Source organism: Corynebacterium limaceinasi, assembly GCF_046717465.1.
Classification (GTDB): domain Bacteria; phylum Actinomycetota; class Actinomycetes; order Mycobacteriales; family Mycobacteriaceae; genus Corynebacterium.
The window spans coordinates 1866511-1892842 of sequence record NZ_CP177100.1 but is presented as its reverse complement, the minus strand read 5'-3'; the positions used below and the strand labels follow the sequence as shown (position 1 = coordinate 1892842).

General features: G+C 58.9%; 27 protein-coding genes. 19 read left to right on the top strand and 8 right to left on the bottom strand.

The window, feature by feature from the left end; all coding sequences use genetic code 11:
• Window positions 1-77 precede the first annotated feature (77 nt).
• Window positions 78-1136 (bottom strand): CNNM domain-containing protein, encoded by a 1059-nt coding sequence (locus tag ACLI1Q_RS09190; protein ID WP_239268627.1) that lies wholly within the window; start codon window positions 1134-1136, stop codon window positions 78-80.
• The gene (locus ACLI1Q_RS09185) at window positions 1136-2524 is read right to left on the bottom strand and encodes a hemolysin family protein (RefSeq protein WP_239268625.1); all 1389 of its coding nucleotides are present in this window, start codon (window positions 2522-2524) and stop codon (window positions 1136-1138) included. The genes ACLI1Q_RS09190 and ACLI1Q_RS09185 overlap by 1 nt, the downstream gene beginning before the upstream one ends.
• Window positions 2525-2673: 149 nt before the next feature.
• Here ACLI1Q_RS09185 and hemW point away from each other — a divergent pair, with 149 nt between their 5' ends.
• The 12 genes from hemW to ACLI1Q_RS09125 all read left to right on the top strand — a co-directional run bounded on the left by hemW (window position 2674) and on the right by ACLI1Q_RS09125 (window position 15210).
• Window positions 2674-3813 carry a radical SAM family heme chaperone HemW gene (hemW, locus tag ACLI1Q_RS09180; RefSeq protein ID WP_239275175.1) on the top strand — a complete coding sequence of 380 codons (1140 nt, stop codon included), beginning with the start codon at window positions 2674-2676 and terminating at the stop codon, window positions 3811-3813.
• Window positions 3814-3922: 109 nt separating this feature from the next.
• Window positions 3923-5095: an ATP-binding protein gene (locus ACLI1Q_RS09175; RefSeq protein ID WP_239268621.1), complete on the top strand. Its 1173-nt coding sequence runs from the start codon at window positions 3923-3925 to the stop codon at window positions 5093-5095.
• Between the two features lie 12 nt (window positions 5096-5107).
• Window positions 5108-6148, top strand: a complete 1041-nt coding sequence (gene hrcA, locus ACLI1Q_RS09170; RefSeq protein ID WP_239268619.1) for a heat-inducible transcriptional repressor HrcA — start codon at window positions 5108-5110, stop codon at window positions 6146-6148.
• Window positions 6149-6228: 80 nt separating this feature from the next.
• The gene (gene dnaJ / locus ACLI1Q_RS09165; protein ID WP_411696966.1) at window positions 6229-7374 is read left to right on the top strand and encodes a molecular chaperone DnaJ; all 1146 of its coding nucleotides are present in this window, start codon (window positions 6229-6231) and stop codon (window positions 7372-7374) included.
• Entirely contained in the window at window positions 7374-8117 is a 744-nt protein-coding gene (locus ACLI1Q_RS09160; protein ID WP_239268617.1) for a 16S rRNA (uracil(1498)-N(3))-methyltransferase, read from the top strand. Before dnaJ ends, ACLI1Q_RS09160 begins: the two co-directional genes overlap by 1 nt.
• Before the next feature lie 10 nt (window positions 8118-8127).
• Window positions 8128-9105, top strand: coding sequence for a PhoH family protein (locus ACLI1Q_RS09155; RefSeq protein WP_005284200.1), 978 nt, complete (start codon window positions 8128-8130; stop codon window positions 9103-9105).
• Complete coding sequence (gene ybeY / locus ACLI1Q_RS09150) at window positions 9106-9726, top strand: rRNA maturation RNase YbeY (RefSeq protein WP_239268616.1); 621 nt, start codon at window positions 9106-9108, stop codon at window positions 9724-9726.
• A gap of 51 nt (window positions 9727-9777) precedes the next feature.
• Window positions 9778-10626, top strand: coding sequence for a pyridoxal kinase PdxY (pdxY, locus tag ACLI1Q_RS09145; RefSeq protein ID WP_284771590.1), 849 nt, complete (start codon window positions 9778-9780; stop codon window positions 10624-10626).
• Between the two features lie 127 nt (window positions 10627-10753).
• Window positions 10754-11773 (top strand): formamidase, encoded by a 1020-nt coding sequence (locus ACLI1Q_RS09140; protein ID WP_411696965.1) that lies wholly within the window; start codon window positions 10754-10756, stop codon window positions 11771-11773.
• Window positions 11774-12686: 913 nt separating this feature from the next.
• Window positions 12687-13724, top strand: a complete 1038-nt coding sequence (gene era / locus ACLI1Q_RS09135; RefSeq protein WP_023023416.1) for a GTPase Era — start codon at window positions 12687-12689, stop codon at window positions 13722-13724.
• Window positions 13725-13730: 6 nt separating this feature from the next.
• Entirely contained in the window at window positions 13731-14447 is a 717-nt protein-coding gene (recO, locus tag ACLI1Q_RS09130; RefSeq protein WP_239268613.1) for a DNA repair protein RecO, read from the top strand.
• A gap of 10 nt (window positions 14448-14457) precedes the next feature.
• On the top strand, window positions 14458-15210 hold the full coding sequence (locus tag ACLI1Q_RS09125) for an isoprenyl transferase (protein WP_239268611.1): 753 nt from the start codon (window positions 14458-14460) through the stop codon (window positions 15208-15210).
• A 31-nt stretch (window positions 15211-15241) separates the two neighbouring features.
• On the opposite strand, the gene ACLI1Q_RS09120 is transcribed toward ACLI1Q_RS09125, so the two are convergent.
• Window positions 15242-15661 (bottom strand): Fur family transcriptional regulator, encoded by a 420-nt coding sequence (locus ACLI1Q_RS09120; protein WP_370657781.1) that lies wholly within the window; start codon window positions 15659-15661, stop codon window positions 15242-15244.
• Between the two features lie 68 nt (window positions 15662-15729).
• Window positions 15730-16020 carry an ArsR/SmtB family transcription factor gene (locus tag ACLI1Q_RS09115; RefSeq protein ID WP_005278104.1) on the bottom strand — a complete coding sequence of 97 codons (291 nt, stop codon included), beginning with the start codon at window positions 16018-16020 and terminating at the stop codon, window positions 15730-15732.
• 189 nt (window positions 16021-16209) lie between these two features.
• Here ACLI1Q_RS09115 and ACLI1Q_RS09110 point away from each other — a divergent pair, with 189 nt between their 5' ends.
• From ACLI1Q_RS09110 to ACLI1Q_RS09100, 3 genes are read left to right on the top strand one after another with little or no spacing between them, the layout of a single operon-like run.
• The gene (locus tag ACLI1Q_RS09110; RefSeq protein ID WP_239268607.1) at window positions 16210-17589 is read left to right on the top strand and encodes a glycine--tRNA ligase; all 1380 of its coding nucleotides are present in this window, start codon (window positions 16210-16212) and stop codon (window positions 17587-17589) included.
• Between the two features lie 4 nt (window positions 17590-17593).
• Entirely contained in the window at window positions 17594-18103 is a 510-nt protein-coding gene (locus tag ACLI1Q_RS09105) for a hypothetical protein (RefSeq protein ID WP_239268605.1), read from the top strand.
• A gap of 11 nt (window positions 18104-18114) precedes the next feature.
• Entirely contained in the window at window positions 18115-18630 is a 516-nt protein-coding gene (locus ACLI1Q_RS09100; protein ID WP_239268603.1) for a hypothetical protein, read from the top strand.
• A 47-nt stretch (window positions 18631-18677) separates the two neighbouring features.
• Here ACLI1Q_RS09100 and ACLI1Q_RS09095 read toward each other — a convergent pair whose 3' ends face one another.
• Window positions 18678-20696, bottom strand: coding sequence for a TPM domain-containing protein (locus ACLI1Q_RS09095; RefSeq protein WP_411696964.1), 2019 nt, complete (start codon window positions 20694-20696; stop codon window positions 18678-18680).
• Window positions 20697-20767: 71 nt separating this feature from the next.
• Between ACLI1Q_RS09095 and ACLI1Q_RS09090 the strand changes: the two genes are divergently transcribed.
• Window positions 20768-21355, top strand: a complete 588-nt coding sequence (locus ACLI1Q_RS09090; protein WP_239268599.1) for a YdcF family protein — start codon at window positions 20768-20770, stop codon at window positions 21353-21355.
• 11 nt (window positions 21356-21366) lie between these two features.
• Entirely contained in the window at window positions 21367-22659 is a 1293-nt protein-coding gene (locus tag ACLI1Q_RS09085; RefSeq protein ID WP_239268597.1) for a deoxyguanosinetriphosphate triphosphohydrolase, read from the top strand.
• Between the two features lie 173 nt (window positions 22660-22832).
• Here the strand turns inward: ACLI1Q_RS09085 and ACLI1Q_RS09080 are convergent, their stop codons facing one another.
• Window positions 22833-23066, bottom strand: coding sequence for a hypothetical protein (locus ACLI1Q_RS09080; protein WP_005284161.1), 234 nt, complete (start codon window positions 23064-23066; stop codon window positions 22833-22835).
• 2 nt (window positions 23067-23068) lie between these two features.
• Window positions 23069-23491 (bottom strand): ribonuclease domain-containing protein, encoded by a 423-nt coding sequence (locus tag ACLI1Q_RS09075; protein WP_239268595.1) that lies wholly within the window; start codon window positions 23489-23491, stop codon window positions 23069-23071.
• Window positions 23492-23716: 225 nt separating this feature from the next.
• On the opposite strand from ACLI1Q_RS09075, the gene dnaG reads away from it, so the two are divergent.
• Window positions 23717-25636 carry a DNA primase gene (dnaG, locus tag ACLI1Q_RS09070; protein WP_239268593.1) on the top strand — a complete coding sequence of 640 codons (1920 nt, stop codon included), beginning with the start codon at window positions 23717-23719 and terminating at the stop codon, window positions 25634-25636.
• A gap of 67 nt (window positions 25637-25703) precedes the next feature.
• Here dnaG and ACLI1Q_RS09065 read toward each other — a convergent pair whose 3' ends face one another.
• Window positions 25704-25985 carry a hypothetical protein gene (locus tag ACLI1Q_RS09065; protein ID WP_023023385.1) on the bottom strand — a complete coding sequence of 94 codons (282 nt, stop codon included), beginning with the start codon at window positions 25983-25985 and terminating at the stop codon, window positions 25704-25706.
• A 138-nt stretch (window positions 25986-26123) separates the two neighbouring features.
• Between ACLI1Q_RS09065 and ACLI1Q_RS09060 the strand changes: the two genes are divergently transcribed.
• Window positions 26124-26249 carry a hypothetical protein gene (locus ACLI1Q_RS09060; RefSeq protein ID WP_255716704.1) on the top strand — a complete coding sequence of 42 codons (126 nt, stop codon included), beginning with the start codon at window positions 26124-26126 and terminating at the stop codon, window positions 26247-26249.
• The last annotated feature ends 83 nt before the right edge of the window (window positions 26250-26332 follow it).

The following is a 26332-nucleotide window of genomic DNA, read 5'->3' as shown; positions in this document are numbered from 1 at the left end:
TTGTTTATCTTTTGAATTTTGTTTATAAAACTATTAGGCATCGAAACCAACGGGGACGGTTGGTTTCGATGAGGACGCTATACCGCTGGGGGAGGGGTGACCTTGTCCAGCTGCTCGGTAATCTGCGGCCACAGCTGGCCCATGATGTCATCCCAGGTAAGGATCCACACGGCCTTGTCCTTATCTGCCTTGCCCACGACGACGAGCTGCTCATTGCGGGAGCGCATGTGATCCAGCGTCTTTTGCACGGTGGTGGCAGAAGAGACAGAAATCGGGGCGCGGGAGAATTCGAGGACTGGGGTATCGGGATCCGCCATGAGGGTATCGCGCACGTGCACCACGCGGGGGACGCGGGAATCCTTGGGGAAGACGAGCACGCGCATGATGTTCTTGCGCAGGACGAGCTCTTGGAGCTGTTCCACGGTGGCATCGGAAGGCAGGGGCACGACCTCTGAGCCGTGGGCGCGCGCCATGGCACCCACCGTGGAGTTCTCGAGCTCGATGACATCGGAAATTTGGTTGGCGGAATTATCGTCGAGCGCGCCGGTCTCGCGGGAGTGCTCGACCAAGGTGCGTAGCGTCTCGGCATCGTAGCCGGCGGCGCCGGCGCGGTCGACCGGTTCCTCGCCGGTCATGGCCACCAATTTATTGGCCATCGTGTTAATCCACTTCAGCAGCGGGCGGAAGACCCACACGAACCCGCGGGCGGGAATGGCAATGACCTGCAGGGCGGATTCTGGGTGGGCGATGGCCCAAGACTTAGGCGCCATTTCACCCAGCACCAGGTGCAGGAAGGTGACGATGAACAGCGCGAGGATGAAGCTGGCGACATCGGCAATGCCCAGCGGCAGGCCAAGGGCCTCTAGCGGGGTCATCAGAAGGTGATGGACCCACGGTTTGGTCACGGCACCGAGCACGAAGGTGGCGGCGGTAATGCCCAACTGCGCGCCAGCCAGCATGATGGTCAGCTCATTGAGCGAGCGCAGACCGGCGCGGGCGGTGCGCGAAGACTCCGCGTTTTCTTCGAGCCGGTTGCGGCGCGAACCCATGAGGGAGAACTCGATGACCACGAAGAAGCCGGATGCGGCGATGATGAGCAGCGTGACGATGAGGTTGAACCACCACGTATCGGTCATTATGCCTCCTCCTCTTCGTCATCGCTGTCGTGGACATAGTCCTCAATGAGCTCGATGGCCAGGGAGGATGGCACGTGGCGGTCCACGTCATCCACGCGCATGCGGATGGAGCGGGTGGGTGCTTCATCCTGATCCACCCAGTCATCCGGCTCTGCCTCCAAGGCGATGGTGTGGATTTCGCCCACCTCAGGCAGGGCACCGGCGTGCGCGATGAGCAGGCCGGCGATGGTTTCGAAATCGCCCTCTGGAAGATCGTGGCCAATGGCGCGCTCGATTTCATCCAGCGGGGTATCGCCATCGACCAGCCAGTGGGATTCGTCCTGCTCGGTAATTTCTTCGGTTTCCTCGATATCGTGCTCATCGGTGACATCGCCAAGAATCTCCTCGGCCAGGTCCTCCATGGTGACGATGCCGACGAATCCGCCGTACTCGTCGATGACGCAGGCCAGCTTTTGTTCTTCGCCGCGCAGTTCATCGACGACATCGGGAAGCGGCATAAGCTCCGGAACCACCAGGGGCTCGCGCATGATGGCGGTGGCGCTGGTGGCGGCAGGGAGATCGGAGCCCAGGACATCGAAAAGATGCACCACGCCGATGGGATTGTGCTCATCATCGATGACGGGGTAGCGCGTATGGTTCTCAGACATCAATTCGCGCACCTCGCCCAGGGTGGTGCCAGGATCAATGACGTCCACGCGGGAGCGGGGGATCATGGCGTGCTCGACGTCGTGCTCGGGAAAGTCGAGCAAACGGTCCAAAACCATGTACGTGTCCTCATCCAAGACGCCGGTTTCGTGCGAGGAATCCACGATGGATTCGAGGTCATCGGCAGTAGCGGAAGAGTCGACGTCTTCTACCGGCTCGATGCGAAAGAGCTTCAAAATCGCATTGGAGGAATACTCGAAAAAGCGGATGAGCCAGCCGAAAATGCGCAGGTACCACTGCGTGGACGCGGCCAGGCGCAGCGCCGTTTTCATGGGCGCGGCGATGGTGTAGTTCTTAGGAAAAAGCTCCGCAAAGAGCATCGTGGCGATGGTGGAAATAAATAGCGCCGCGATGGTGCCGATAGCCACGGACACGCCGGTGGGAATTCCCACTCCGCCAAGCAGCACGCCAAGGCCCTGGCCCACCAGGGGCTCTGCCACATAACCAATAAGCAGGCCGGTAATGGTAATGCCGAGCTGCGCACCCGAAAGCATGAAGGAGGTGCGCTTGGTGATGTCCAGCGCGCGCTGGGCGGATTTATCACCTTCAGCGGCCATGGACCGCAATTGGGTGCGGTCCACGGACATGAATGAAAACTCTTGTGCCACGAAATAAGCGTTCGCGACGATGATGAGCCCGATGACGATAAAGCCTGCCAGGATCATCATAATAGCCGATAACATGAGTTACTCCCCACCGCCTATAAGGTGGCGGGGACATCGACTGGGAGGCTCCACTGAAGGTACCTTTCTATACGCGGGAAGTTGGCAATATACTACATGTTTAACACCCATTTCGGCCATTTTGTTCCCTGCCTATTAGAGTTTGATTCATGACTGAACCATTCGGGCTGTATATCCACGTTCCCTTTTGCGCCACCCGCTGCGGTTATTGCGATTTTAATACTTATACCCCCGGCGAGTTGGGCAGCCCGCGCGATCTCACCGGCCCTTACCTCGATGCCTTGAACAAGGAGCTGGAGATGGCGGCCACCCGCGTGGGGCGCACCGCGGATACGGTCTTCATCGGCGGCGGCACGCCCTCACTCCTGGGCGGGCAGGGCCTGAGCCGCATCCTGGATACGGTGCGCTCTACCTTTGGGCTTAGCCCAGGCGCCGAGGTCACCACCGAGTCCAACCCGGAGTCCACCTCGCCGGAGTACTTTGCCGCGCTTGCCGATGCCGGCTTTAACCGCATCAGCCTCGGCATGCAGTCCGCCTCGCACAGCGTGCTCCAAGTGCTCGAGCGCGCCCACACCCCCGGACGCGCCTTCGCCGCCGCGCGCGAGGCCCGGGAGGCAGGCTTCCAGCACGTCAACCTCGACATGATCTATGGCACGCCCACCGAAACCGACGATAACGTCCGCGAGACCTTGGACCGCGTGCTGGAGACCGGCGTCGACCACGTCAGCGCGTACTCGCTCATCGTAGAAGACGGCACGCGTATGGCCCGCAAGGTGAATAAGGGGCTGCTGCCCGCCCCGGATGAAGACGTGCTGGCCCGGCGCTATGAAATGATTTCTTCCACCCTCGAAGACGCCGGCTTCGAGTGGTACGAGGTCTCCAATTGGTCGCTGCCCGGCGGCGAATGCGAGCACAACCGCATCTATTGGGTGGACGGCAACTGGTGGGGCGCAGGTCCTGGTGCGCACTCCCACCTAGGCGACGAGCGCTTTTATAACGTCAAGCACCCTAGCCGCTATATCCAAACGCTAGGAAACGGCGAGCTGCCCATCAAAGACAGCGAAACCCTAACGGGTGCCGATCGCCACATGGAAAAGGTGATGCTGGGCCTGCGCCTGCGCGAGGGCATCCCAGAATCCTGGCTCGATGCCCACGCTGCCCCGGCATTGGAGGACTTCATCGACCGCGGCCTGCTCGAGCGCGCCGGCCAGCGCGTGCGAGTGACCAAGCCTGGGCGCCTGCTTGCCGATGGTATCGTCTCCGACCTCCTCATCGCCGAAGAGTCCTAGCCGCCGTCAGAAATTCCTTATATTTGCCCCTGAACCACCAAAACCCCTTATATTTGTCCCTGAACCACCAAAACCCCTTATTCGGCCTTATTCTTGTTAGACTTTGGGCATGGACGACGCACTCAACCCCTATACCCCAGGCTCTGGGCTTGCGCCGACGGTTCTTACGGGGCGAGACAAGGATTTACAAGCCTTCGATAACCTCATCAAGCGCGCGGAAAACGATCTTTTGGGACGCCCAATGCTGCTCATTGGTTTAAGGGGCGTGGGAAAAACAGTTTTATTGAATCAGCTTAAAACTCGTGCGGATCAAAACGACTGGCTGACGGTTAAAGTCGAGGCTTCCCAGGGAACACGAGGTCACGAAAGCGTCCGTAGAGCGATTGCGGATGGGCTGGCAAAAGCATCTCTTCGTTTTCGTGCGAAAATCAAAGTTAAAGAAAGCGCAGCGGCATTAACGCGGGCAGTTGCGGCTTTTAATGTTTCATTAGGGGCTGGCACGATTGATTTGGGTGTGGAGCCGAAAGAATTTCCACCTTTAACAGGAAATCTGGAACTTGATCTACAAGATGTGGTCTCTGCAACTGCGGAAGCATTGCGGAAAGAGAAAAGAGCGGTGGCGCTGTTCATTGATGAAATGCAAGATCTCGATGAAGAGATGCTCGAGGCCTTGATTTCTGCGCAGCACGAGGCAGGTCAAAATAGGCTCCCGTTTTATATCATCGGGGCTGGACTGCCGAGCCTTCCAGGAAAGGTGGCGCGTTCACGCTCTTACGCAGAGCGAATGTTTGAAATTCACAATATTGACCGTCTAGGAATGATGCCGGCACGGCTCGCTTTATCTGAACCTGCGGAACGCCAAGACGTGGAATTTCAGGATGATGCATTGGATCATCTCGTAGAAGTTAGCGGCCAGTATCCTTACTTTCTGCAAGAATTCGGTTCGCAGATTTGGAGAGTGGGACAGAGTTCTCCATTTTCGCTCAATCATGCGCAGCAGGCAGCACGGTTGGGCATCAACCAACTAGATTCTGGGTTCTTTCAAGCTCAGTGGGACCGGGCTACCCCTGCTGAAAGGGAATACCTGATCGCTATGGCGGAAATCGGGGGTGAATCCGCTGAGACCAAGGATATTGCTGAATTTTTGGATAAGGAAACCAGTAAATTGGGTCCAGTTCGAGCAAACCTTATTAATAAGGGGCTGATTTATTCACCCGAACATGGCAAGGTGCGATATACCGTCCCCAATTTTCAAGAATTTATTAAACGCCGTAGAGAATAGGAGCGCTGAGAAGTGTCTACCTCAACTGATGCCCGCCGCAAGGAGGTCCTGCGGGCCATCGTTGCGGATTACATTGCCTCCCAGGAACCCGTGGGCTCTAAAACGCTGGTAGAGCGCTACCGGCTGGGCGTTTCTTCCGCGACCATCCGCAATGACATGGCCGTGCTGGAATCGCAGGGGCTGATTTCGCAGCAGCATGCCAGTTCTGGGCGCGTTCCCACGCAGCAGGGGTACCGGCAGTTCGTTGATTCCCTGCACGAGGTCAAGCCGCTTTCTACCCCAGAGCGCAAAGCGATGCTGAGCTTCTTGGAAGGCGGGGTAGACCTCGAAGATGTCCTGCGCCGCTCCGTGCAGCTTTTGGCCCAGGTCACTGAGCAGGCGGCCGTGGTGCAGCTGCCCAATTTGAAGGTCTCGCGCGTCAAGCACTGCGAGGTCGTCACGTTGTCCCCGGTGCGGGTGCTGCTGGTGCTGATTACGGATAACGGCCGCGTGGATCAGCGCAACGTGGAACTAGATGAGGTCATCGACCAGGATCAGACGTATCGCCTGCGGGACATCGTCAATAATGCGCTGGTGGGCAAGACGCTTACTGATGCCTCCGTGGAGCTCGCCCACCTCGTCGATGACGCCCCGCTGGATATTCGCCACCACGTGCTCAAGGTGGCGACCACGCTCATTGAAACCTTGGTGGAACAGCCTTCCGATCGCTTGATTTTGGCGGGTACCTCGAACCTCACCCGCGTCGCGCGCGAATTTCCGGAAGGACTGCCCAAAATTATCGAAGCCCTGGAAGAACAGGTCGTCGTGTTGAAATTGCTGGCACGCGTGCCGGACTTAGGCAATGTTTCCGTGGTGATCGGGGACGAAAACGAAGAGGATCAACTGCGCGATGCCTCCGTCGTTGCCGCCGGGTATGGTTTTGGAACCGGGGGACAGGCGGCGACGCTAGGTGGCCTTGGAGTGGTGGGGCCGACGTTTATGGACTATTCGGGAACAATCTCTAAAGTCTCTGCTGTTGCACAATACGTGAGTGAAATTTTGGCCGGCGAGTAGTGCGAGTAGACTAGCCGGTCGCTACATAAATTTTTGCAAGGTAATACCAACAAAACGATCGAGAAGGAATATCTCTAACAGTGGCTCGTGACTATTACGGCATCCTCGGTGTTGATAAGGACGCAACGGACCAGGAAATTAAGAAGGCGTACCGCAAGCTGGCCCGCAAGTATCACCCGGATGTGAACCCGGATGATGAGGCAGCGGCGGAGAAATTCCGCGAGGCTTCGGTTGCCCAAGAAGTTTTGCTGGATCCACAAAAGCGCCAGATCGTCGACATGGGCGGCGACCCCATGGAGCAAGGCGCCGGTGCCGGCGGATTTAGCGGCTTTGGCGGCGGTGGCTTGGGCGATATCTTCGCCGAGTTCTTCGGCGGTGGCGCCGGCGGCGGATCCCGCGGGCCTAAGTCGCGTGTGCAGCCCGGCAACGATGCCCTCCTGCGCACCCGGATTACCCTGGAAGAAGCCTATACGGGCCTGAAGAAGAAGGTCACCGTCGATACCGCGGTGCTGTGTGACTCCTGCGGCGGCACCGGCTCGAACTCCAAGTCCAAGCCCGTTACCTGTGATAACTGCAACGGCATGGGTGAAATTCAGGAGATGCAGCGCAGCTTCTTGGGCAATGTGATGACCACCCGCCCGTGCCCGAAGTGCCAGGGCTTTGGCGAAATCATTGAGGATCCCTGCAACCAGTGCGCCGGCGATGGCCGCGTGAAAAAGCGCCGCGACCTTACGGTCTCCATCCCGGCTGGTATCAACGATGGCATGCGCATCCGTATGGCCTCCCAGGGCGAGGTCGGCCACGGCGGTGGCCCTGCCGGTGACCTCTACGTGGAGGTGCACACGCAAGAACATGAGGTCTTCCAGCGCAATGCGGATGACCTGAACGTCACCGTGCACGTGCCGATGATCGATGCTGCGCTGGGCACCAACTTCACCATCGATCAGCTCAACGGCGAGGAGCTCACCATCGATATCGAGCCGGGCACCCAGCCAGGCGAGTCCATCAAGGTGGAAGGCGCAGGCATGCCACGCCTGCGCACCGACGGTTACGGTAGCCTCTTTGCCCACGTGGACGTGGTCGTGCCCAAGGAGCTGGACCGCAAGAGCCGCGAGGCGCTGGAAAAGATCCGCAATACCCGCGATGAGGGTGCCCGCGTGCGCACCGCCAGCGACGGGCAGGAAGACTCCTTCTTTACCCGCCTGCGCGATAAGTTCCGCCGCTAATGTCGTTGCCAGTCTTCATCCACCCAGATCTCTCCGCCGCCCAGGCCGGAGACAGCATCACGCTGTCTGGGCCCGAGGCGCGCCACGCCGTGACGGTCAAGCGAATGCAGCAGGGGGAGAAGCTGGCGCTTATCGATGGCACCGGTATCCGCCTCACCCTCACCGTCACCGAGACCTCGGGCAAGGATCACTTGACCGGCACCATCGAGTCCGTTACCCAGCTTCCGGAGCCGAATCCGCGGGTAACCGTGGTGCAGGCGATCCCCAAATCCGAGCGCGCCGAGCTAGCCGTTGACCTGGCTACACAGGCCGGGGCGGATGAGATCATCGCCTGGCAGGCGGATCGCTGCGTGGCCAAGTGGGACGGGAAGAAGGCGCCGAAGGCCGTCGTCAAATGGAAGGCCGCGGCCGAAGCGGCCGCAAAGCAATCCCGGCGAGACCGTATCCCGCAGGTTCGCGGCCCGCTGACTACCCGCCAATTGGTTGCGGAGCTGGCAGAGCACGCAGAATCCGCGAGCGTGTTAGTCCTGCACGAGGAAGCCACCGACTCTATCCGCGAGGTGGACTTGCGCGGCGAGGTCTTCCTCTTAGTCGGACCTGAGGGCGGCATCGGGGAAGAAGAGCTGACAACGCTGAGCGAGGTAGGAGCCGTGCCCATCAAATTAGGCCCGGAGGTTCTGCGCACCGCCAGCGCGGCGATGGTGGCCTTGGCGGCTATCGGCATGCGGACTGAGCGCTGGTAGCCTATTAGACGTGCCTATCATCACCAAGAAATGTGAGATCGATTCCGCGTATGTCAGCAGCGTTTTGGGCAGCGCGGACGATAACCTCCGCGTGCTCAATGACCGCCTCGATGCGGACCTTTTTGCCCGCGGCAATATTGTCACCGTCACCGGTCCCGATTACGAGGTAGCCCGCGCCGCGAAGATCCTCGATGAGCTCGAGGCCATCGCCAGGCGCGGCCATGCCGTATCTACCGATACGGTCAAGCACACCATGGACATGGTGGCCGTAGAGGCGCCGCAGTCGGTGGCAGCGGCGATGGCGGCGGACATCGTCAAGCGCCGCGGCAAGTCCATCCGCCCTAAGACCGTGGGGCAATCCGAATACGTGCAGGCCATCGACAATAATACGGTGGTCTTTGGCATTGGCCCGGCCGGTTCCGGCAAGACCTACCTGGCGGTGGCGAAGGCCGTCCAGGCGCTGCAAAATAAGCAGGTCTCGCGCATCATTCTTACCCGTCCGGCGGTTGAGGCGGGCGAAAACCTCGGCTTTTTGCCAGGCACGCTCAATGACAAGATCGACCCGTACCTGCGCCCGCTCTATGATGCGCTGCGGGACATGCTCGATCCGGAGATGATTCCCAAGCTGATGGATGCCGGCATCATCGAGGTTGCCCCGCTGGCGTATATGCGCGGGCGCACGCTCAATGATGCTTTTGTCATCCTCGATGAGGCGCAAAACACCACCCCGGCGCAGATGAAGATGTTTTTGACCCGCCTGGGCTTTGGCTCCACCATTGTGGTCACCGGCGATATCTCCCAGGTAGATCTGCCACGCGGGCAGGTATCTGGCCTGCGTATTGTGCGGCGAATTCTCAATAACGTGGACGATATCCACTTTGCGGATCTCAGCGCCCAGGACGTGGTGCGCCATCAGCTGGTGGGCCGCATCGTGGATGCCTATGATTCCTTTGACAATAAGCAGGCTGCGGAAAACGAGGGGAAATAAGTGAGTATCGAGTTTCTCAATGAGTCGGGTTTTGATGGCGTCAACGAGGAGATGCTGATCGATGTCGCCTCCTATTCCTTCGGCGCAATGGACATCAACCCCGATGCGGAATGCACCATTACCTGCGTGGACCTGAAGTCCATCGAGGATCTGCACATCCGCTGGATGGACTTGGAAGGCCCTACCGATGTAATGAGCTTTCCCATGGATGAACTTACCCCCGGTGCCACTTCTGGTGGCGGGCGCCCCGATGCCGCCGATCCGGGGCCTGCAATGCTTGGCGATATCGTCTTATGCCCCGAGTTCGCCCTCCGCCAGGCCGATGCCGCCGGGCATTCGCTCGGCCACGAGCTCGCGCTGTTGACGGTGCACGGCTGCTTGCACTTGCTGGGCTACGATCACGCCACCGCGGCGGAAGAAAAGGAAATGTTTGCCCGGCAGAATGAACTGCTGGCGGATTGGTACGATGACCTCGCCGCACGCGGGAAGAGCTACCAGCCAAAGCCCTCGGGCCCGAAGGCCTTCCCAGACGCTGCCGAGCGAGCACGCCTTGATGAGCAGGTACCGGGCGGCGGCATTCCCGCGATTGGGGAACCACGCGACGAGGAACCCCGAGAATAATTTCGCCCCTTCCTTTGTCTCTGTGCACAGTCAGTAGCACAATGGATAGCTATGACTATCCTTTCCATCCAGTCTCATGTCACCTACGGCCATGTGGGAAATTCCGCGGCCGTCTTTCCCCTCCAGCGCGCCGGCCACGAGGTGTGGCCCGTGCATACGGTGAATTTTTCCAACCACACCGGATACGGTGACTGGGGCGGGCCGATGATTCCAGCCAGTGATGTCACGTCGATCATCGATGGCATCGAAAAGCGCGGTGCTTTTGAAAACATCGACGCCATCCTTTCCGGCTACCAGGGCGGCTCCGACATTGCCGATGCCATCGTGGATACCGTCCGCCGCATCAAGGCCGTCAACCCCAAGGCGCTCTACGCCTGCGACCCCGTGATGGGTAATGCGAAGTCGGGCTGCTTCGTTTCCGATGACATCCCGCCGCTGCTACGTGACCGCGTAGTACCCGTTGCCGATATCATCACTCCCAACCAATTCGAGCTGGGCTACCTCACCGATACCGAGGTCAGCACCTTGGACCAGACCTTGGCGGCGGTGAAGAAGGCGCAGGAAATGGGGCCGAAGACGGTACTGGTTACCTCCGTCAAGCGCCCGGAAACCCCTGCGGATCAGATCGAGATGCTCGCCGTGGACGGTGAGCGCGCATTCTTGCTCTCGACCCCGCTGTTGCCGTTTAAGCGCAACGGTTCCGGCGACGTGACCGCCGCGCTGTTTACCGGCCACTACGTTGAAACCCATGACGTGAAAGAAGCGCTGCGCCGCACCGCATCTTCCGTCTACGAGCTTCTGCGTACGACGTATGAAGCGGAATCCACTGAGCTGCAGCTTATTCAAGCTCAGGACGCCTTCGCCCACCCGAGTATGCAATTCCAGGCGGAGGAGCTCTAAAGCTGCACTGGTGGAGTGGTGTGGTCTGCAATCCGAGACAAGTAATCCGCTGTTTTGGTGCATAACTTGCTGAATACCTATAAAGTGATAGGTGTAACGTAATCAACGACGTGATTGGAGTCCCGTCTTGTCCAGCACCGGAAGTATCAGCGCATCCCCCGACGGCCTGTTGATGGCCCTTATTCAATACCCAGTTCCCGTAGTCAATTCCCCGGAAGACGTTCAAGCAAACGTCGATGAAATCTGCCGCATGGTGGCCTCGACCAAGGCTGGCTACCCAGACCTAGATCTCATCGTCTTTCCGGAATACTCCTCTTCGGGCCTGAACACCAAGATTTGGTCCTACGATGAATTCCTCATCGGCCTCGATGACCCCAAGGTGGACCAGTACAAGCAGGCTTGTAAGGATAACGACGTCTGGGGCGTCTTCTCCATCATGGAACCCAACCACGAAGAGGGGAAGCCCCCGTTCAACACGGCGATTATCATCAACTCCGATGGCGAGATTGCGCTGCACTACCGCAAGCTGCAGCCATGGACCCCCATCGAGCCGTGGTACCCGGGCGACTTGGGGATGCCGGTATGCGATGGCCCGAAGGGGTCCAAGCTCGCGGTCAATATTTGCCACGACGGCATGTTCCCTGAGTTCGCCCGCGAAGCCGCCTATAAGGGCGCCAATGTCTACATCCGCATCTCGGGCTATTCCACCCAAACCCAAGACCAGTGGATCATGACCAACAAGACCAACGCCTTCCAGAACCTCATGTACACGGCATCGGTGAACTTGGCGGGCTATGACCAAGTCTTCTACTACTTCGGTGAAGGCAATGTCTGCAACTATGACGGCCACATGATTTCTGAGGGCCACCGCAACCCGGGCGAAATCGTTACTGCAGAGGTATTCCCAGCGCTGGCTGATAAGGCGCGCATCAACTGGGGCCTCGAAAACAACATCTTCAACCTGGGCAATCGCGGCTACGTTGGCTACCCAGGCGGAAAGACCGAAAACTACCTCACCTGGGTAGAAGACCTTGCCAAGGGCGAGTACAAACTACCGTGGTCCGATGATGTCCGCATCAAGGACGGCTGGAAGTACTACCCGGACGGACCGCAGCTTGGCCCGCTTCCGGATGAATTCAAGAAATAGACACCCGGCTAAATCTCTTAGCTATTGAAGGCCCCGCACCCTCGTTTATTTTGAGGGTGCGGGGCCTTCGGGCTGGTGTTGGCCTAGAGGGAAAATCAAAAGGTCAGGGTCCTCGGGTATATCTGAGCGCGATTTGCTACATTTCAGGCGCGAATATGCTCAGTTGTTGCAGTGGACCTGTAGCATCTGCGAAAAGGTAGACGGGATACAGGTTCGAGGCACCGCTCTAGAGGCCTTCCCCTTGTGTTTCCAAGGGCGTTCCCGCGAGAGAATCTTCGTCATAGAATTCTGACGAGGCTCCACCCTGCGGCGGTCCCGAATATGGAGCGCCGCCGTTGCAAAGTTCTGGCCACTCGTCTGGATAAAGCAAGTATCCATTAAGGCCACCGCATACTCCTTCTGCGCGCACGGAACGCTGGAGTGCAGGGGTATTGCACAGTTCAGTTTGGTGCGAAGAGCCATCAGAAAATCTCCCGACTGCGCCAAGGCCCATTTCGCAGTACAACAGCTCTGGCTCAGCGGCTGCCGCTTGTGGTTGTGCGCCTGACTCCTCAGTTGCTACTTGGGCTTCTGGCTCTGCTGGGGTTTCGGAGGTGGGCTCTTGAGTAGTGGATTGTGCAACGTTGCTCGAAGAGGACGCACTAGATGAGCTGGATGATGAACTAGTAGAAGTACTTGTGGATTCCTCTTCGGAAGGCGAAGGGCCAGCATCAGGGGATGAACAGGCACTAATGGAAATGGTGAGAAGAGCGCCCAGGAGCAGTAGGGGAAACTCGGTTGGCATGGCGGAGTGCCTTTCAGGAAGCGGTGAGAAATACACCGAGGAGGAGAGAACGGTCTTAGCTTAGCCTGCAGATTTGTTAGCGCGTGAAACAATCGGAGATTTTGGTGCGGTGGGTTATCATTGCAGGTAATGAGTTCTGACATTGATACACAGTTTGATGCGGCATTCGAGGGCCTGCCAGATGACCCCGATGATGCTGCTCCGGAAGCCGCCGGGGAGAAGGCAGCTCCGTTAGATTATTCGCAGTACACGGATACCCCAGAAGGATTCCGCTCTGGATTCGTATCCTTTGTGGGCCGCCCGAATACGGGTAAATCCACGCTGACCAACGCGCTGGTGGGCCAAAAGATCGCCATTACCGCGGACCAGCCGGAAACGACCCGCCACACCATCCGCGGTCTGGTTCACCGCGAGGACGCACAGGTCGTCGTGGTGGATACACCGGGTCTGCACCGCCCCCGCACCTTGTTGGGCGAGCGGCTTAATGAAGTGGTTAAAGAAACGTATGCGGATGTGGATGTCATCGGCTTGACCATTCCTGCTGATGAGAAGATCGGTCCGGGTGACCGGTGGATCCTGGATAATGTGCGCTCGATTGCGCCGAAGACCCCCATCATCGGCATCGTGACCAAGCTGGATAAAGCCTCTAAGGACCAGGTGGGCGCGCAGCTTTTGGCCTTGCACGAGCTCTTGGCGCAAGAAGATCCGGAGGCCGTGGTGATTCCGGTTTCTAGTAAAAAGGGCGTGCAACTGGATGACTTGGTGCAGGTCATCGTGGAGCACTTGCCGGAGGGCCCGAAGTTCTACCCGGATGATCACATCACGGATGAGGGGCAAGAAAAGCGCATCGAAGAACTCATCCGTGAGGCTGCGCTCTCTGGCCTGAAGGCAGAGCTACCACACTCGGTTGCGGTGCAGATTGATGAAATGCTGCCTTCGCGCACGCGTGAGGGAGTGCTGGATATTCACGCCATCATGTACTTGGAGCGTCAAGGGCAAAAGCGGATCATCGAGGGTAAAGATGGCCTGCGTTTCCGCCGCATCGTGGGCAATGCCCGCAAGGAAATCATGGAGCTACTGGGCCAGAACGTGTACCTGGATCTGCGCATCAAGGTGCTGAAGAACTGGCAATCTGATGCCAAGTCGCTGGGCAGGCTCGGGTTCTAAAAGGCCATGCGCGAAAATTATCGCGACCGCGCCGTGGTCATTCGCTCCTATGATTTTGGGGAAGCCGACTGCGTCATCGTACTGCTCACCCAAAACCATGGGTTGGTGCGTGCGGTGGCCAAGGGCGTGCGCCGGGCAAAATCCCGCTTTGGATCGCGGCTGCAGCTCTTCGTCAATTTGGATGTTCAGCTGTATGTGGGAAAGAACCTGGCCACGATTTCCCAGGCAGATACGGTAAATTATTTTGGCGCGCGCCTCATTGAAGACTACGAGCGCTATACGGCCGCCTGCGCGGTCTTGGAATCGGCGGAGCGGCTCATCTACGCGGATGGCGACGGCGACCCGTACCTCTACAACGCAGGCGTAGCTGCGCTCGAGCAATTGCAAACCGATGAGCCGACACAAACGCTTGATGCGTTCTTATTGCAGGCCATGGCGCATGCCGGATGGGCGCCGAGCCTCTTTGATTGCGCCCAGTGCCAGCGCCCCGGCCCGCACCACGCCTTTCACCCGGCCGTCGGCGGCGCCGCTTGCCACGAATGCCGGCCGCCAGGTGCTGCGGAGGTGGATCCGGAAACCCTGCACCACTTGTGGCTTTTGGCACACGGCTACCCGACGGACCCGACGAATGCGCAGCGGCAGGAGGGGCATCGGCTAGCGCGGGCGCACCTGCAGTGGCACATGGAGCGAAATGTGTCCGCATTACAGGTGATGGAACAGTAAACTGTAGTCCGTGATTACCCCAGATCCTTCTCGCCGCCTGACCCCGCCGACTATCCCGGAAGAGCTGCTGCCGCGCCATATTGCGTTGGTGATGGACGGCAATGGCCGCTGGGCCCAGGAAAAGGGCATGAAACGCACGGAAGGCCACCGCAGGGGAGAGGCGGTGCTTCTCGATGTCGTCGATGCCTGCCTCGCCGCCGGTGTCCCGTACCTTTCGGCCTATGCGTTTTCTACTGAAAATTGGCGGCGCAGCCCGGAAGAGGTGCGCTTTTTGATGGGCTTTAACCGCGATGTGCTGCGTCGGCAGCGAGAGTGGCTCAATGAGCGTGGCGTACGCGTGGTGTGGGTGGGCCGACGCCCGCGCCTGTGGCGTTCGGTAATTAAAGAGCTCGAGACCGCCGAAGAATTGACCAAAAATAATACGAAAATGACGCTGGCCATGTGCGTGAATTACGGCGGCCGGGCGGAAATGGTCGATGGCGTGCGCCAGATTGCGGAAAAGGTCGCCGCTGGTGAGATTCGCCCGCGCGATATTAAAGAAAGCACCGTCGCAGAGCATCTTTATGATCCCGGTATGCCGGACGTGGACCTATTCTTGCGGCCTTCCGGTGAGAAGCGCACTTCGAACTTCCTATTGTGGCAGTCTGCCTACGCTGAGATGATTTATCAGGACAAGCTATTTCCTGATTTCACCCCAGAGGATCTCTTTGCCGCTATTGAGGAATATGCCCGCCGCGATCGCCGCTTCGGTGCCGTGAAGTAGGGAAATAGGGGATTAAAAACAGCGCGCGTGATTATTGTGCGGCGGCGCACTGCGAGCACACGCCGAAGATCTCCGCGTCGTGGCCGGTAAGCTCGAAGTTGTACTCGGTAGCTACGGCCGAAGCCCACTTTTCAATGGGGCCACCATCGATTTCTTCGGTGCGGCCGCATTTGGTGCATACCAAGTGGTGGTGGTGCGCGTCGGTTTCGCAATGGCGGTACAGGGTCTCGCCATTGGGCATGTGTAGCGCATCTACGGCATCAATATCGGACAGAGACTGTAGGGTGCGGTAGACGGTGGTGAGGCCGACCTTTTCTTGCCGCTCTTGGAGCTGGTGATAAATTTCCTTGGCGGAGGCGAACTTGTCGATGTCCCGCAGGACCTCAACAACCGCGGTGCGCTGTTTAGTATTGCGCGAGCCGAGCTTGGGGATACTCTCATGAATGGACATGACATTCATATTATCAACTCTTTTTCAACAAGCGCTATAATAAATCGTCTTTATATGCAGACCTGTTATTAAGAGGCGATTTTCGCCGCGTCTTCCAAAAGGGTTAAAACCTCCGGTGCGACCAGAGAGTAGGTCACCTCGCGCCCATTGCGTTCAGAGCTGACAATCCCTGCCTGCTTAAGTACTCGCAGGTGCTGGCTAATCAGTGGCTGAGACTTGCCAGTGGCTTTTACCAGCTCGTGTACGTAATGGTCGCGCTCCGCTAGGCGGGTAATAATGGAAATGCGCAGCGGGGAATCGAGGGCCGCGATAACGCTTGCGGCCGCAGAGTTATTAAATGCTAATTGAACGGTCGTCATAGGGAGTGGGCACCTTCAATACGGTATCTATTATCTGTCGACCACTACTATATTACCTCAAGTTGGTCATTACCTGTACATTAACCGATTTAAATTTGCACCCCCCTGATCGCACTACGGATGGGCGAAAAGGGTTAAACTGAATGAGATTGTCACGACTGTCCCCTACCAGAGGAGTCCTTTACAACCATGGCATCCCTTATCGATACCGTTGTTAATCTGTGTAAACGCCGCGGCTTGGTCTACCAGGCGGGTGAGATTTACGGCGGTTCCCGCTCCGCATGGGACTATGGTCCTCTCGGTGTGGAGTTGAAGGAAAACATCAAGCGCCAGTGGTGGCGCCACATGGTCCAATCTCGCCCCGACGTCGTGGGTGTGGATACCTCCGTCATCCAGCCGCGCCAGGTGTGGGTCTCCTCCGGCCACGTGGAGGTCTTTACTGATCCCCTGGTGGAATCCCGCCACACTGGTAAGCGCTACCGCGCCGACCACTTGATCGAGGCCTACGAGGAAAAGCACGGCCACGAGCCAGAAAACGGCCTAGCGGATATCAACGATCCGGAAACCGGCCAGCCGGGTGACTGGACCGAGCCGAAGGCCTTTTCTGGCCTGCTGAAGACCTTCCTGGGGCCAGTCGATGACGAGCAGGGCCTGCACTACTTGCGCCCGGAGACCGCACAGGGCATTTTCATCAACTTCAAGAACGTGATGACCTCCTCGCGCATGAAGCCGCCATTCGGCATTGCCAATATTGGTAAGTCCTTCCGCAACGAGATCACCCCTGGTAACTTCATCTTCCGCACCCGCGAGTTCGAGCAGATGGAGATGGAGTTCTTCGTCAAGCCGGGCGAGGACGAAGAATGGCACCAGTACTGGATCGATGACCGCTACAAGTGGTACACCGACCTGGGCATCAAGGAAGAAAACCTGCGCCTGTACGAGCACCCCAAGGAAAAGCTCTCGCACTACTCCAAGCGCACCGTGGATGTGGAGTACGCCTTCGGCTTCAAGGGCTCCAAGTGGGGCGAGCTGGAAGGTGTGGCCAACCGCACCGACTATGACCTGTCCGTCCACGATAAGGGCTCTGGCGAGGACCTGTCCTACTATGACCAGGCCAATGACGAGCGCTGGATTCCGTACGTCATCGAGCCGGCCGCCGGCCTGGGCCGTTCCATGATGGCGTTCCTGGTAGATGCCTACGACGAGGAAGAGGCGCCGAACGCTAAGGGCGGCACCGACAAGCGCGTGGTTCTGCGCTTGGACCGCCGCTTGGCGCCCATCAAGGTCGCCGTCCTGCCGTTGTCCAAGAAGGAGGAGCTGTCCACCCCGGCCCGCGAGCTCGCGGATAAGCTGCGCGCCTACTGGAACGTGGACTTTGACGTCTCCGGCGCCATCGGCCGCCGCTACCGCCGCCAAGACGAGGTCGGTACGCCATTCTGCGTCACCTTCGACTTCGATTCGCTCGAGGATAACGCCGTGACCGTGCGCGAGCGCGACACCATGGAGCAAGAGCGCGTAAAGATTGAGGATCTTGAGTCCTACCTCTCCGCGCGCCTGATTGGATGCTAAGCAGATGCACTACACCAGCTGGGATCGCTCCGACCGCGAAAAGCCCGTCCTCCTCGCTGAGGAAGGGCCGGAGCGCCTAGGCGTCTTTGCGGAGCATTCCGCCGAGGTGGACGGCAATTTTTGGCGCGTTGAGGTCAGCGATCTGGGCGCTTCGGTCACGCTTGATGATGGCTCCGTCTACCGCCTCGCCGGCCGCCTCGGCCGCGATAAGCGGCTGGAGGCCTCGCTCAATGGCCGCACCTTTCATTACGTCAATGAAAATAGCGGCGATTGGATCATTGATGACGTCGATGACAACAAGGTGGCACAGTTTTCCGCCAAGAATTCTGGTGTGCGCAAGGCCATCTTGGAATTCGAAGACGATGCGGAGGGTCTAAGCACCGCCGAGATCGCCGGCCTGAGCTGGTTCACCCGCGCAATTTTGGAAAAGAACACCAAAAATTCCGCGTTGGTATGGATCATCACGCTGGTGTTGGCCTCCATCGTTGCCCTGCTGGCGGTGCTCATCTTCTAATGGCGGGAACGATGCCGTGGCAGTGGAACGGAAATACCCTGCGCGACGTACGCGGAACCGACATCGCCTGGGTGCGAGATGGAGTACTGACCATTGCCGGCGCGCTTTCCGGGGATCCCGCACGCCCCGATATGCTTTTTGACGTGGAGACGTCTTTGGACGGTGCAACCGCCTCCCCGCGTTTTTTCCTGCGGGCCCGGCCGCGTGCCAGCCGCGGCGCGGATTCCGGTGCCGTGAAGCATAGTGAAGTCTCGCAGGCGGGATTGACCGTCACGCGCCTGCGCGCGACCTGCGGAGATGCCCACTACCTTTTGGAGCGCTCCGCCATCTTTGGCAAGCAGCGCCGCATCGTGGCCCTTGCCGAAGATGGTAGCGCGGAGGGCACCGAAGTTGCGCGCCTTACCCCGCGGGGCAATGGCCTGGAAGTCGCGGCCTCTGATAACAATGGCCTTCCGGACGTGGATGCGGTGGTGCTGAGCTATAGCTGCCTGCTTGTCGATGCCACACCGCGCATCGTGCGCGGCTAAGCGCCAACAAAGCAGGCCTTCTGCGCCGCGGTTAAGGGGAGCCCCGCTTAGAAGGAGCCGCCGCGGAAACCGCCTCCGCCACCGCCGCCGGAGAATCCTCCTCCGCCGCCACCGAAGCTGCCGCCGCCTCCGCTGAAACCACCGCCGAAGCCGCGGCCACCGCCGCCCAAGATTTGGCCTAAGACCATACCGGTGATGATATTGCCGGCCGCAGAACTCGTCTGCTGGCGTTGTTGCTGGCGGCGGTACTCATCGGAATCATCCTTGGCCCGTTGCAAGGCGGCTTGCGCTGCGGCAACGGCTTCGCGGGAGGATTGCAGAGCGCCGCGGATATCGCTGCGCTGGGTGTGCAGGGCTTGGGCGTGGAGACGCTTGGCATCGGCAAGCGCGGTGCGGGCGCCGGAACCAACGATGCGCCCGCGCGAGGAAATGAGATCCTCGGCGGCCTGAATATTGGATTCCGCCACCGACATTTGCTGGTGGAAAAGCTCGAGCTGGCGCGCGTGAGTGGAGGTCTTTTCCCGCACGCGGTCGAGGCCCTCATCAAGCTCGGTATCGATGCTCATAAGGGCGGTGTGCTGGCCCAAGGGATCCGTATCGCCCTGTTGCTTGGCGTCAGTGACCGCGGCAGAGGCGCGCTTAAGCAGCTCCTCGAGGGCCTCCCAATCCGCCTGGGTTCCCTGGGATTTGCCTTGGCGCTCCAGTTCGCGGGCTTCCTCGGCTTCGCCCTCGACCTCGGTAATGAGCGCGCCCAGATTGCGGCGCGCGGAGGAAATATTCTCCTCGGCGTGCTCTACACCGGTCAGGAGCCTATCGGTGACCTCCGTGGCATGCTCGATATCGCGGATAAGCCCCACGAGCGAACCCTGTTGGCCGGCAGGCTGACCTTGCACCTCGCGGGCTTGGTCCAGGAGCTTTTCCGCCTCATCGAGGGAGGCGCTCACCAATTCTGGGTTATCCGCAATGGAGGATAGGACCTCTGCGGAGTAGTCCTCTTGGAGCTTTTTCAGGGTACCTTCGGCGCCCGGCAGGCGGGTGCGCAGCCCGACGGTGCGCTGGGTGAGCTCGTCTAACTTAGAGTCGCTTTGCAGCAGCAGGTCTCGCATCCGGGCAAACTCTTCTGCCTGGCTATCTAGGGCGTCATCGGCTTGGCCGCAGGTAGAGACGATTTCTACCAACATTTGCCGGCGCTCGGCCTGGGACTCCGGAACTGCATCATCGAGGCGCTGGCGAATCTTGAAGGCCTTTTGCAGGGTAGAGGTGGAATGATTCATCGCCTTGGTAAACGGGCGGGTGCGCTCGGGCCCGAATTCAGACAGGGCGATATTGAGCTCTTCCTTGCCGCGGCGGATGGATTCATCCGTGGAGACCAACTCTTCCTGGGCCAATTTATCCAAGGTATCTAGCGGTAGCCGGTTTAATTGATCGGTATCTTCTGGCGCAATTTCGCGGGCGGACTCTAATGTCTTAGCCTGATTCTTCTTCGTGCTGCGGCGCGAGTAGTACCAAATGCCACCGCCTGCAGCGACGATGGCGGCGGCGCCACCGCCCAGCCAGGCCATGCCAGAAGAATCGGAGGAGCTGGAGTTACCAAGGGCGGCATCGGCGAGTGCGATCGCAGAAGCGCCGTATTCCTCGGCGGAGAGCTTGCTATAGGCGGCATCGTACATCTGATCCAGGCGGCCTTCGGGCCATTGATCGCCGGTCTGCACGCCCACCTGGCGCTCGTTCACACCAACGACATAGGCCGCGGAATTCGGGCCCTTCTCGTTGACGATGTTGCGCGCATAGCTCTCCGGATCAGTGCCTAGATCGTTTGCGAAGACAACGAAGATGATGAGCGACTGGTCTTTTTGTAGCTGGGTAATCTTCTCATTGATCTCCCTAATTTCCTCGGTGTTTAAGACCCCTGCCTCATCATTTACCCTATCCGTCACCGCCGCCGTATCCGGGGCTTGGGCGATGGTAGTGGTCTCCGCGGCTAAGGCCTGGCCTGCGCCAATGGAGGTGCAGCCGAGCAAAAATGCCGCGATGGTAGCGCGGCCGATTCGTGCACTAAGATTCATGCCCACAACTCTACCTGCCCGAACGCCCAATCCGGAGAACCTCCTTCGCAGGAAGTAGGGTGGGAAGTATTGTGAAATATGTCGTTGTTTTAGGCACCGCGCAATACGATGGCCGCCCCTCCCGCATCCTAACCGGGCGTCTGCGCCATGCCGGGGAGCTGGCCACCTCCCGCGGCCTGCCCGTTATAACCGTCGGCGGCCAGCTGCCCGGGGATCGATTTACCGAGGCCGGGGTCGCGCGCGATTACCTGCGCGAGAACTTCCCTGGGCTGCAGGTATCCGCCGTGGAGGAAGGACTCGATACGCGCGAGTCCTTAGCAGCAGTTATCGATGCCCACGGCATTGCCGATGCCATCATCGTCACCGATCCCTTGCACAGGTTGCGCACGTGGGTCATCGCCAAGCAGGAAGGGCTCAACGCTCAAGTTTCTGGCACACCCTATTATCCCGCTCGGCGCTTGTCCAAGCCTTGGTGGCGCTACCTCGCACACGAATGCGGCGGGCTGTTTTATATTGGGCTCGCCAGCAGTGTTTCTCCCCAGTGCGCGCGTGCCTGGAAAAGGCGCCTGTACCGCATCGAGCTGATGCTGCGGCCGAATCAGAAGCTGCGGCACGAAACGATGCAAAATAAAGACGCAGACCGCACGCAGGGGGAATAGACTAAAACGCCGTGTCTTACTCTTATGCTGCAGCTGATTTTGCCCGGCTGGCCGAAGAACGGCCCAAGGGATCCACGATTAGCGATATTGAAGAACACCGCGGGGTATTCTCCCGCGACCGCGCCCGCGTTTTGCACTCGGCTGCTCTGCGGCGATTGGCGGATAAAACTCAGGTCGTAGGCCCACGCGATGGCGATACCCCGCGCACCCGGCTTACCCACTCGCTCGAGGTCGGCCAGATCGCCCGCGGCATCGGCGCAGGCCTCGGACTCGATCCGGATCTCTGTGACATGGCCGGGCTCACCCACGATATCGGCCACCCGCCCTATGGCCACAACGGCGAAAATGCCCTTAATGAGGTCGCGCAGGGCGGTTTCGAGGGAAATGCGCAAACCCTGCGCATCCTCACGCGGCTCGAACCCAAGGTCTTAGTCGAGGACGCCGATGGCACCGCCTACAGCTTTGGCCTCAACCTCACCCGGGCCGCGCTCGATGGTGCGTGCAAATATCCCTGGACCAAGACCAATCCGGATGGCACCATCAACCGCAAATACGGCGCTTATGATGAGGACGCTGACCTTTTAGCGTGGCTGCGCGAAGGCCATAGCGATAAGCGAAAGTGCATCGAAGCCCAGGTCATGGACTGGTCCGATGATATTGCCTATTCCGTGCACGATGTGGAAGACGGCATCATCTCCCAGCGCATTTCCTTGAACGTGCTGTGGGATTTGGTGGAGCTAGCCCACCTTGCAGAAAAGGGCGCCGAGGCCTTTGGCGGAACTGCCGATGAGCTCTTGGAAGCCGCCGATAGCCTGCGCAACCTCGATGTCATCAACGCTCTTGGGAATTTCGACTACACCCTGCGCGATTATGCCAAGCTGAAAAAGATGACCTCTGAGCTGGTGGGACGCTATGTGGGCGCCACCATCGGTGCCACCTCGGAGGCGAATGCCGAACTTATCAGTGCCAATACGCTCGGCCGCATGCACGGTGACCTGCACGTTCCGCCCTTGGCGCAGGCAGAGGTCAAGCTCCTCAAGACGATTGCTGTGCTTTATGTAATGGATGAACCAGCGCACCTAGCGCGCCAAGACCGCCAGCGCGAACGCATCTACCGCGTCTACGACTACCTCGTTGCCGGTGCGCCCGGTTCGCTCGATGCCACTTTCCGCCTGTGGTGGGAGCAGGCCGATACCGACGCCGCTCGCGACCGCGCCATCATTGATCAGATCGCTTCCATGACCGAATCCCGCCTCGAGCGGCTTGCCCGCCGAAGCGCTGACCTTTCGGGGTTCTTGGACTAGTAGCTATGCAGGCCGTGGGGCTCCTTCGGAGGAACTTCGGCGCTGGTGTTCGCGAAAAGTGCAACCTCTGCTGCTATTTTTGAGGCGGAAAAGTGATATCTGAGGGCGCGCAATGCTCAGTTATTGCAGTGGACCTATAGCATCGCGGAATGTCAGCATCTGCAGAGTAGCTATTAGCGTGCGAGCCTAACGCCTTCATCCTGGGCGATGGCCGCGATGGCCGCGAAGTCATCCAATTCCATTTCCATGTTGGCTGCGACGATGGTGGAGACCTCATTCTCGCGTAGGAATTTAGCTAGATCCTCTAGGCTGCGCGGGCCACAATCCACGCAACCATGGGTGCGTCCTAAGGCATTGAAGAAATCCGTACGGGTACGGATGGGTTCCGTAATTAAAATGCGGTGCACTATTAGTCCTCTGCGTCCGGGATAGAACAGAATGTTTGGTAATGGTCGTCGGTGTAGTACCACACATCGGGGTCGGTTTCGGTGCCGCCGCCGGTGACGATGCGCCTCGAACCGCGATGGTTACTGCCAGGGGTTTCTACCGTGTACTCGCGGTAGTAGTCCTGCGCCTGCTTGGGGAGGACGCCTTCATAATTGCCAAAATGGGAATTGTCATTGTCGGGGTAGTCATAGGGGCCACCGGCGAGAATATCGCCTGCGGTTTCTTCGGCCTCGCTGGGAAGGGAAGAAATAGCGCAGGTCTCATCCGTCGACGTTGCATCCTCATCACCGCCGAGGTCGAAGCCGAAGTAGCTAGCACCTGCGACGATGGCGAGTCCACCAAGGGCCACTGGAAGCGATTTCTTAGACGCTTTGGACTTGGACATGCTCCCTATTGTTGCAGGAAATATCTCGAAAACATAAACGTCCACCGTGTCAAGGCCAATATTCAAAATTGCCCCGTCACGGGGGTGGGAATACCCGGGGAGAGGCCGCCACACATGTGGGTAAAACACGGTGATTCTGTGTACTTGTTGAGTGGCACCGCCCAATGCGACCATCCTGGCTTTGGCAGTTAAGCATCCGATAAATGGGCGGGGTAGTCTGTAGCCATGGCAAAGGGCAGAATTCCGGACAGTGATATCCAAGCTATCCGTGAACGCGCGCCTTTAGAAGAAATTGTAGGCGAATATGTGCAGCTCAAACCAGCAGGGCATGATTCTTTGAAGGGCTTGAGCCCTTTCAAGGATGAAAAGACACCGTCCTTCCACGTCCGCCCGCAGCGCGGTTATTATCACTGTTTTTCCACCGGAAAAGGCGGCGATGTATTCAGCTTCCTAATGGAAATGGAACAGGTCTCTTTTCCGGAGGCCGTGGAAGCCGTAGCGCAGAAGATCGGCTACCACATTAATTACCAGGGCGGCTCGACCGGTGCCCGCAATGAGAAGCCGGGTACTCGGCAGCGGCTAATCGCTGCGAATAAGGCGGTGCACGAGTTCTACCGGAAGCAGCTGGAAACCCCGGAGGCGGCAACGGCGCGCAATTTTTTGCTGGACCGCGGGTTTAGCCGCGAGGTTATTTATGATTTCGAGTGCGGATACGCCCCAGAAGGTTGGGACACCGCCACAAAGCACCTGTTGCGCATGGGGTTTTCCTTTGAAGAGCTAGAGGCGGCCGGCATTTCCAAGATGGGCAAGCGCGGTCCCATTGACCGTTTTCACCGCCGGTTGCTGTGGCCCATTAAGGATCTTTCCGGCAACGTCATTGGCTTTGGCGCGCGCAAGCTCTTTGATGATGACAAGCTGGGCAAGTACATGAATACGTCCGAGACCATGCTTTATCACAAGTCCAAGGTGCTCTTTGGGCTGGATTTGGCCAAGCGCAATATCGCAGAAGGACACCAAGCTGTGGTGGTGGAAGGCTATACGGATGTGATGGCCATGTACGCGGCAGGCATTAAGACTGCCGTGGCCTCATGCGGTACGGCCTTTGGTGGGGAGCACCTGCAGGTGCTGCGCCGGCTCATGCTGGATGATTCCTATTTCCACGGCGAGCTCATCTACACCTTCGATGGTGATGAGGCGGGACAGAAGGCCGCGATGCGTGCCTTTGACGGGGAGCAGAAATTTACCGGACAATCCTTCGTCTCTGTGGCGCCAGACGGCATGGACCCGTGCGATCTGCGCCTTGAAAAGGGCGATGCCGCGGTGCGCGATCTGGTGGCAGACCGCATCCCCATGTTTGAATTCGTCATTCAGTCGGTTATTGCTGATTTCCGGATTGATACTGCCGAAGGCCGCTTGCAGGCTTTGCGGCGGGCGGTGCCCATCGTCGCGCAAATCCGGGACCAGCCCCTGCAGCGCGAGTACGCCCGCCGGCTTGCCGGCTGGGTGGGCTGGAACGATCCGGAAGAGGTGCTCCGCCAAGTGCGCGCGGAGGCGAAGAAACCGAAGAAGGCGGATAAGCCGACGATACGCCGCTTTGATAATGCACAGCCGCAGCCGGCGCAGCAGGATGTGCCCATGATCCATCCGCCCAGCCCGAAGGAGACCCATCTGTGGCCGCAGCGGGAGGCGCTAAAGTTGGCCTTGCAGATGCCGGAGGTAGTTGGCTCGTACTTTGATGGCATTACTGCCGATGCCTACACCAACGACGCCTACCGCATTGTCCGGCAGGCGATTTCCGCAGTGGGCGGGGCAGACAAGGGCGCCACTATGTCCGGGGTGGATTGGATTGCCGCCGTTGCTGGGGAAATGCAGGATCTGACGGGAAGGAATTTCGTCTCCGAGCTGGCAGTCGAGGCCATCCTGCCCACGGACGTAGGCGCAGAAAAATATGCGGATTCCGTACTCTCGCGGCTGCAGGAAACCGTCGTGGGCGATCAGATTGCACAGCTGAAAGCCCAGTTGGGCCGGATGCGGCCTACCGATGATGAGGCCGGCTATAACTCCCTGTTCGCGGACCTCATTGCCTTGGAGCAGGCCCGCCGCGAGTTAAATGACCGCGCCTTTCGCGGTACGCCAGGTATATAAAATCCCCGGGCAGGCACTCGAGCGCTAGTTCAGGTGCTGCGCGGGGAAGGGCTAACGGGGAAAGGTTTTAATCCTCATCGGGTTCATAAATCCGGTCTGCCTGTGGAGCCTGGTTCCCGCGAGCCTTGCCTTTGCCCCGGCGCTTTTCGGAAAGGTCGTGGATTTCGCGCATGCGTGGCTCGGGATCCAGGCGGTTGGCTACCATCTTGCGCGCGGAACGCACCGCGGATTTGGTGGCGGGGGAGTTGACGGTCTTTTGGTAGGCGCTTTTCATTTGGTGGTAGCGCTTGCGGCCCGCTTTGGTGCCAAATACGTACCCTGCGGCGGCGCCGAAGACGAATTGGATCATTATTGACTAATTCCCCTTTATCCTATGCGAGCAAAAGTTCCTCTCTAGCTTACCGCGTAAGTACGGTTTCGCGCCGAAACCGCCCGCTGGAAGTGCCTTCCTGTTTTCATCGGCGCCCATTCGCGCTAGATTGAGTTAATGATTCTTCATCAGCAGCGAGATTCGGCCATGGCCGCCGCGGTGGCATTTGCTGCACTCGCCACGGCGGGCTTGTCCGCGTCTGGTGCCGAACCGTCCGAGGAAACATGGTTCTGGGTGGAGTAGGCAGGGAGGCATCGATTAGCTTGAGCGGTCATATAACTATTTGTTTAAAAAAGCGCTGAGAAAGGTTAGCGCGCAGTTCATAT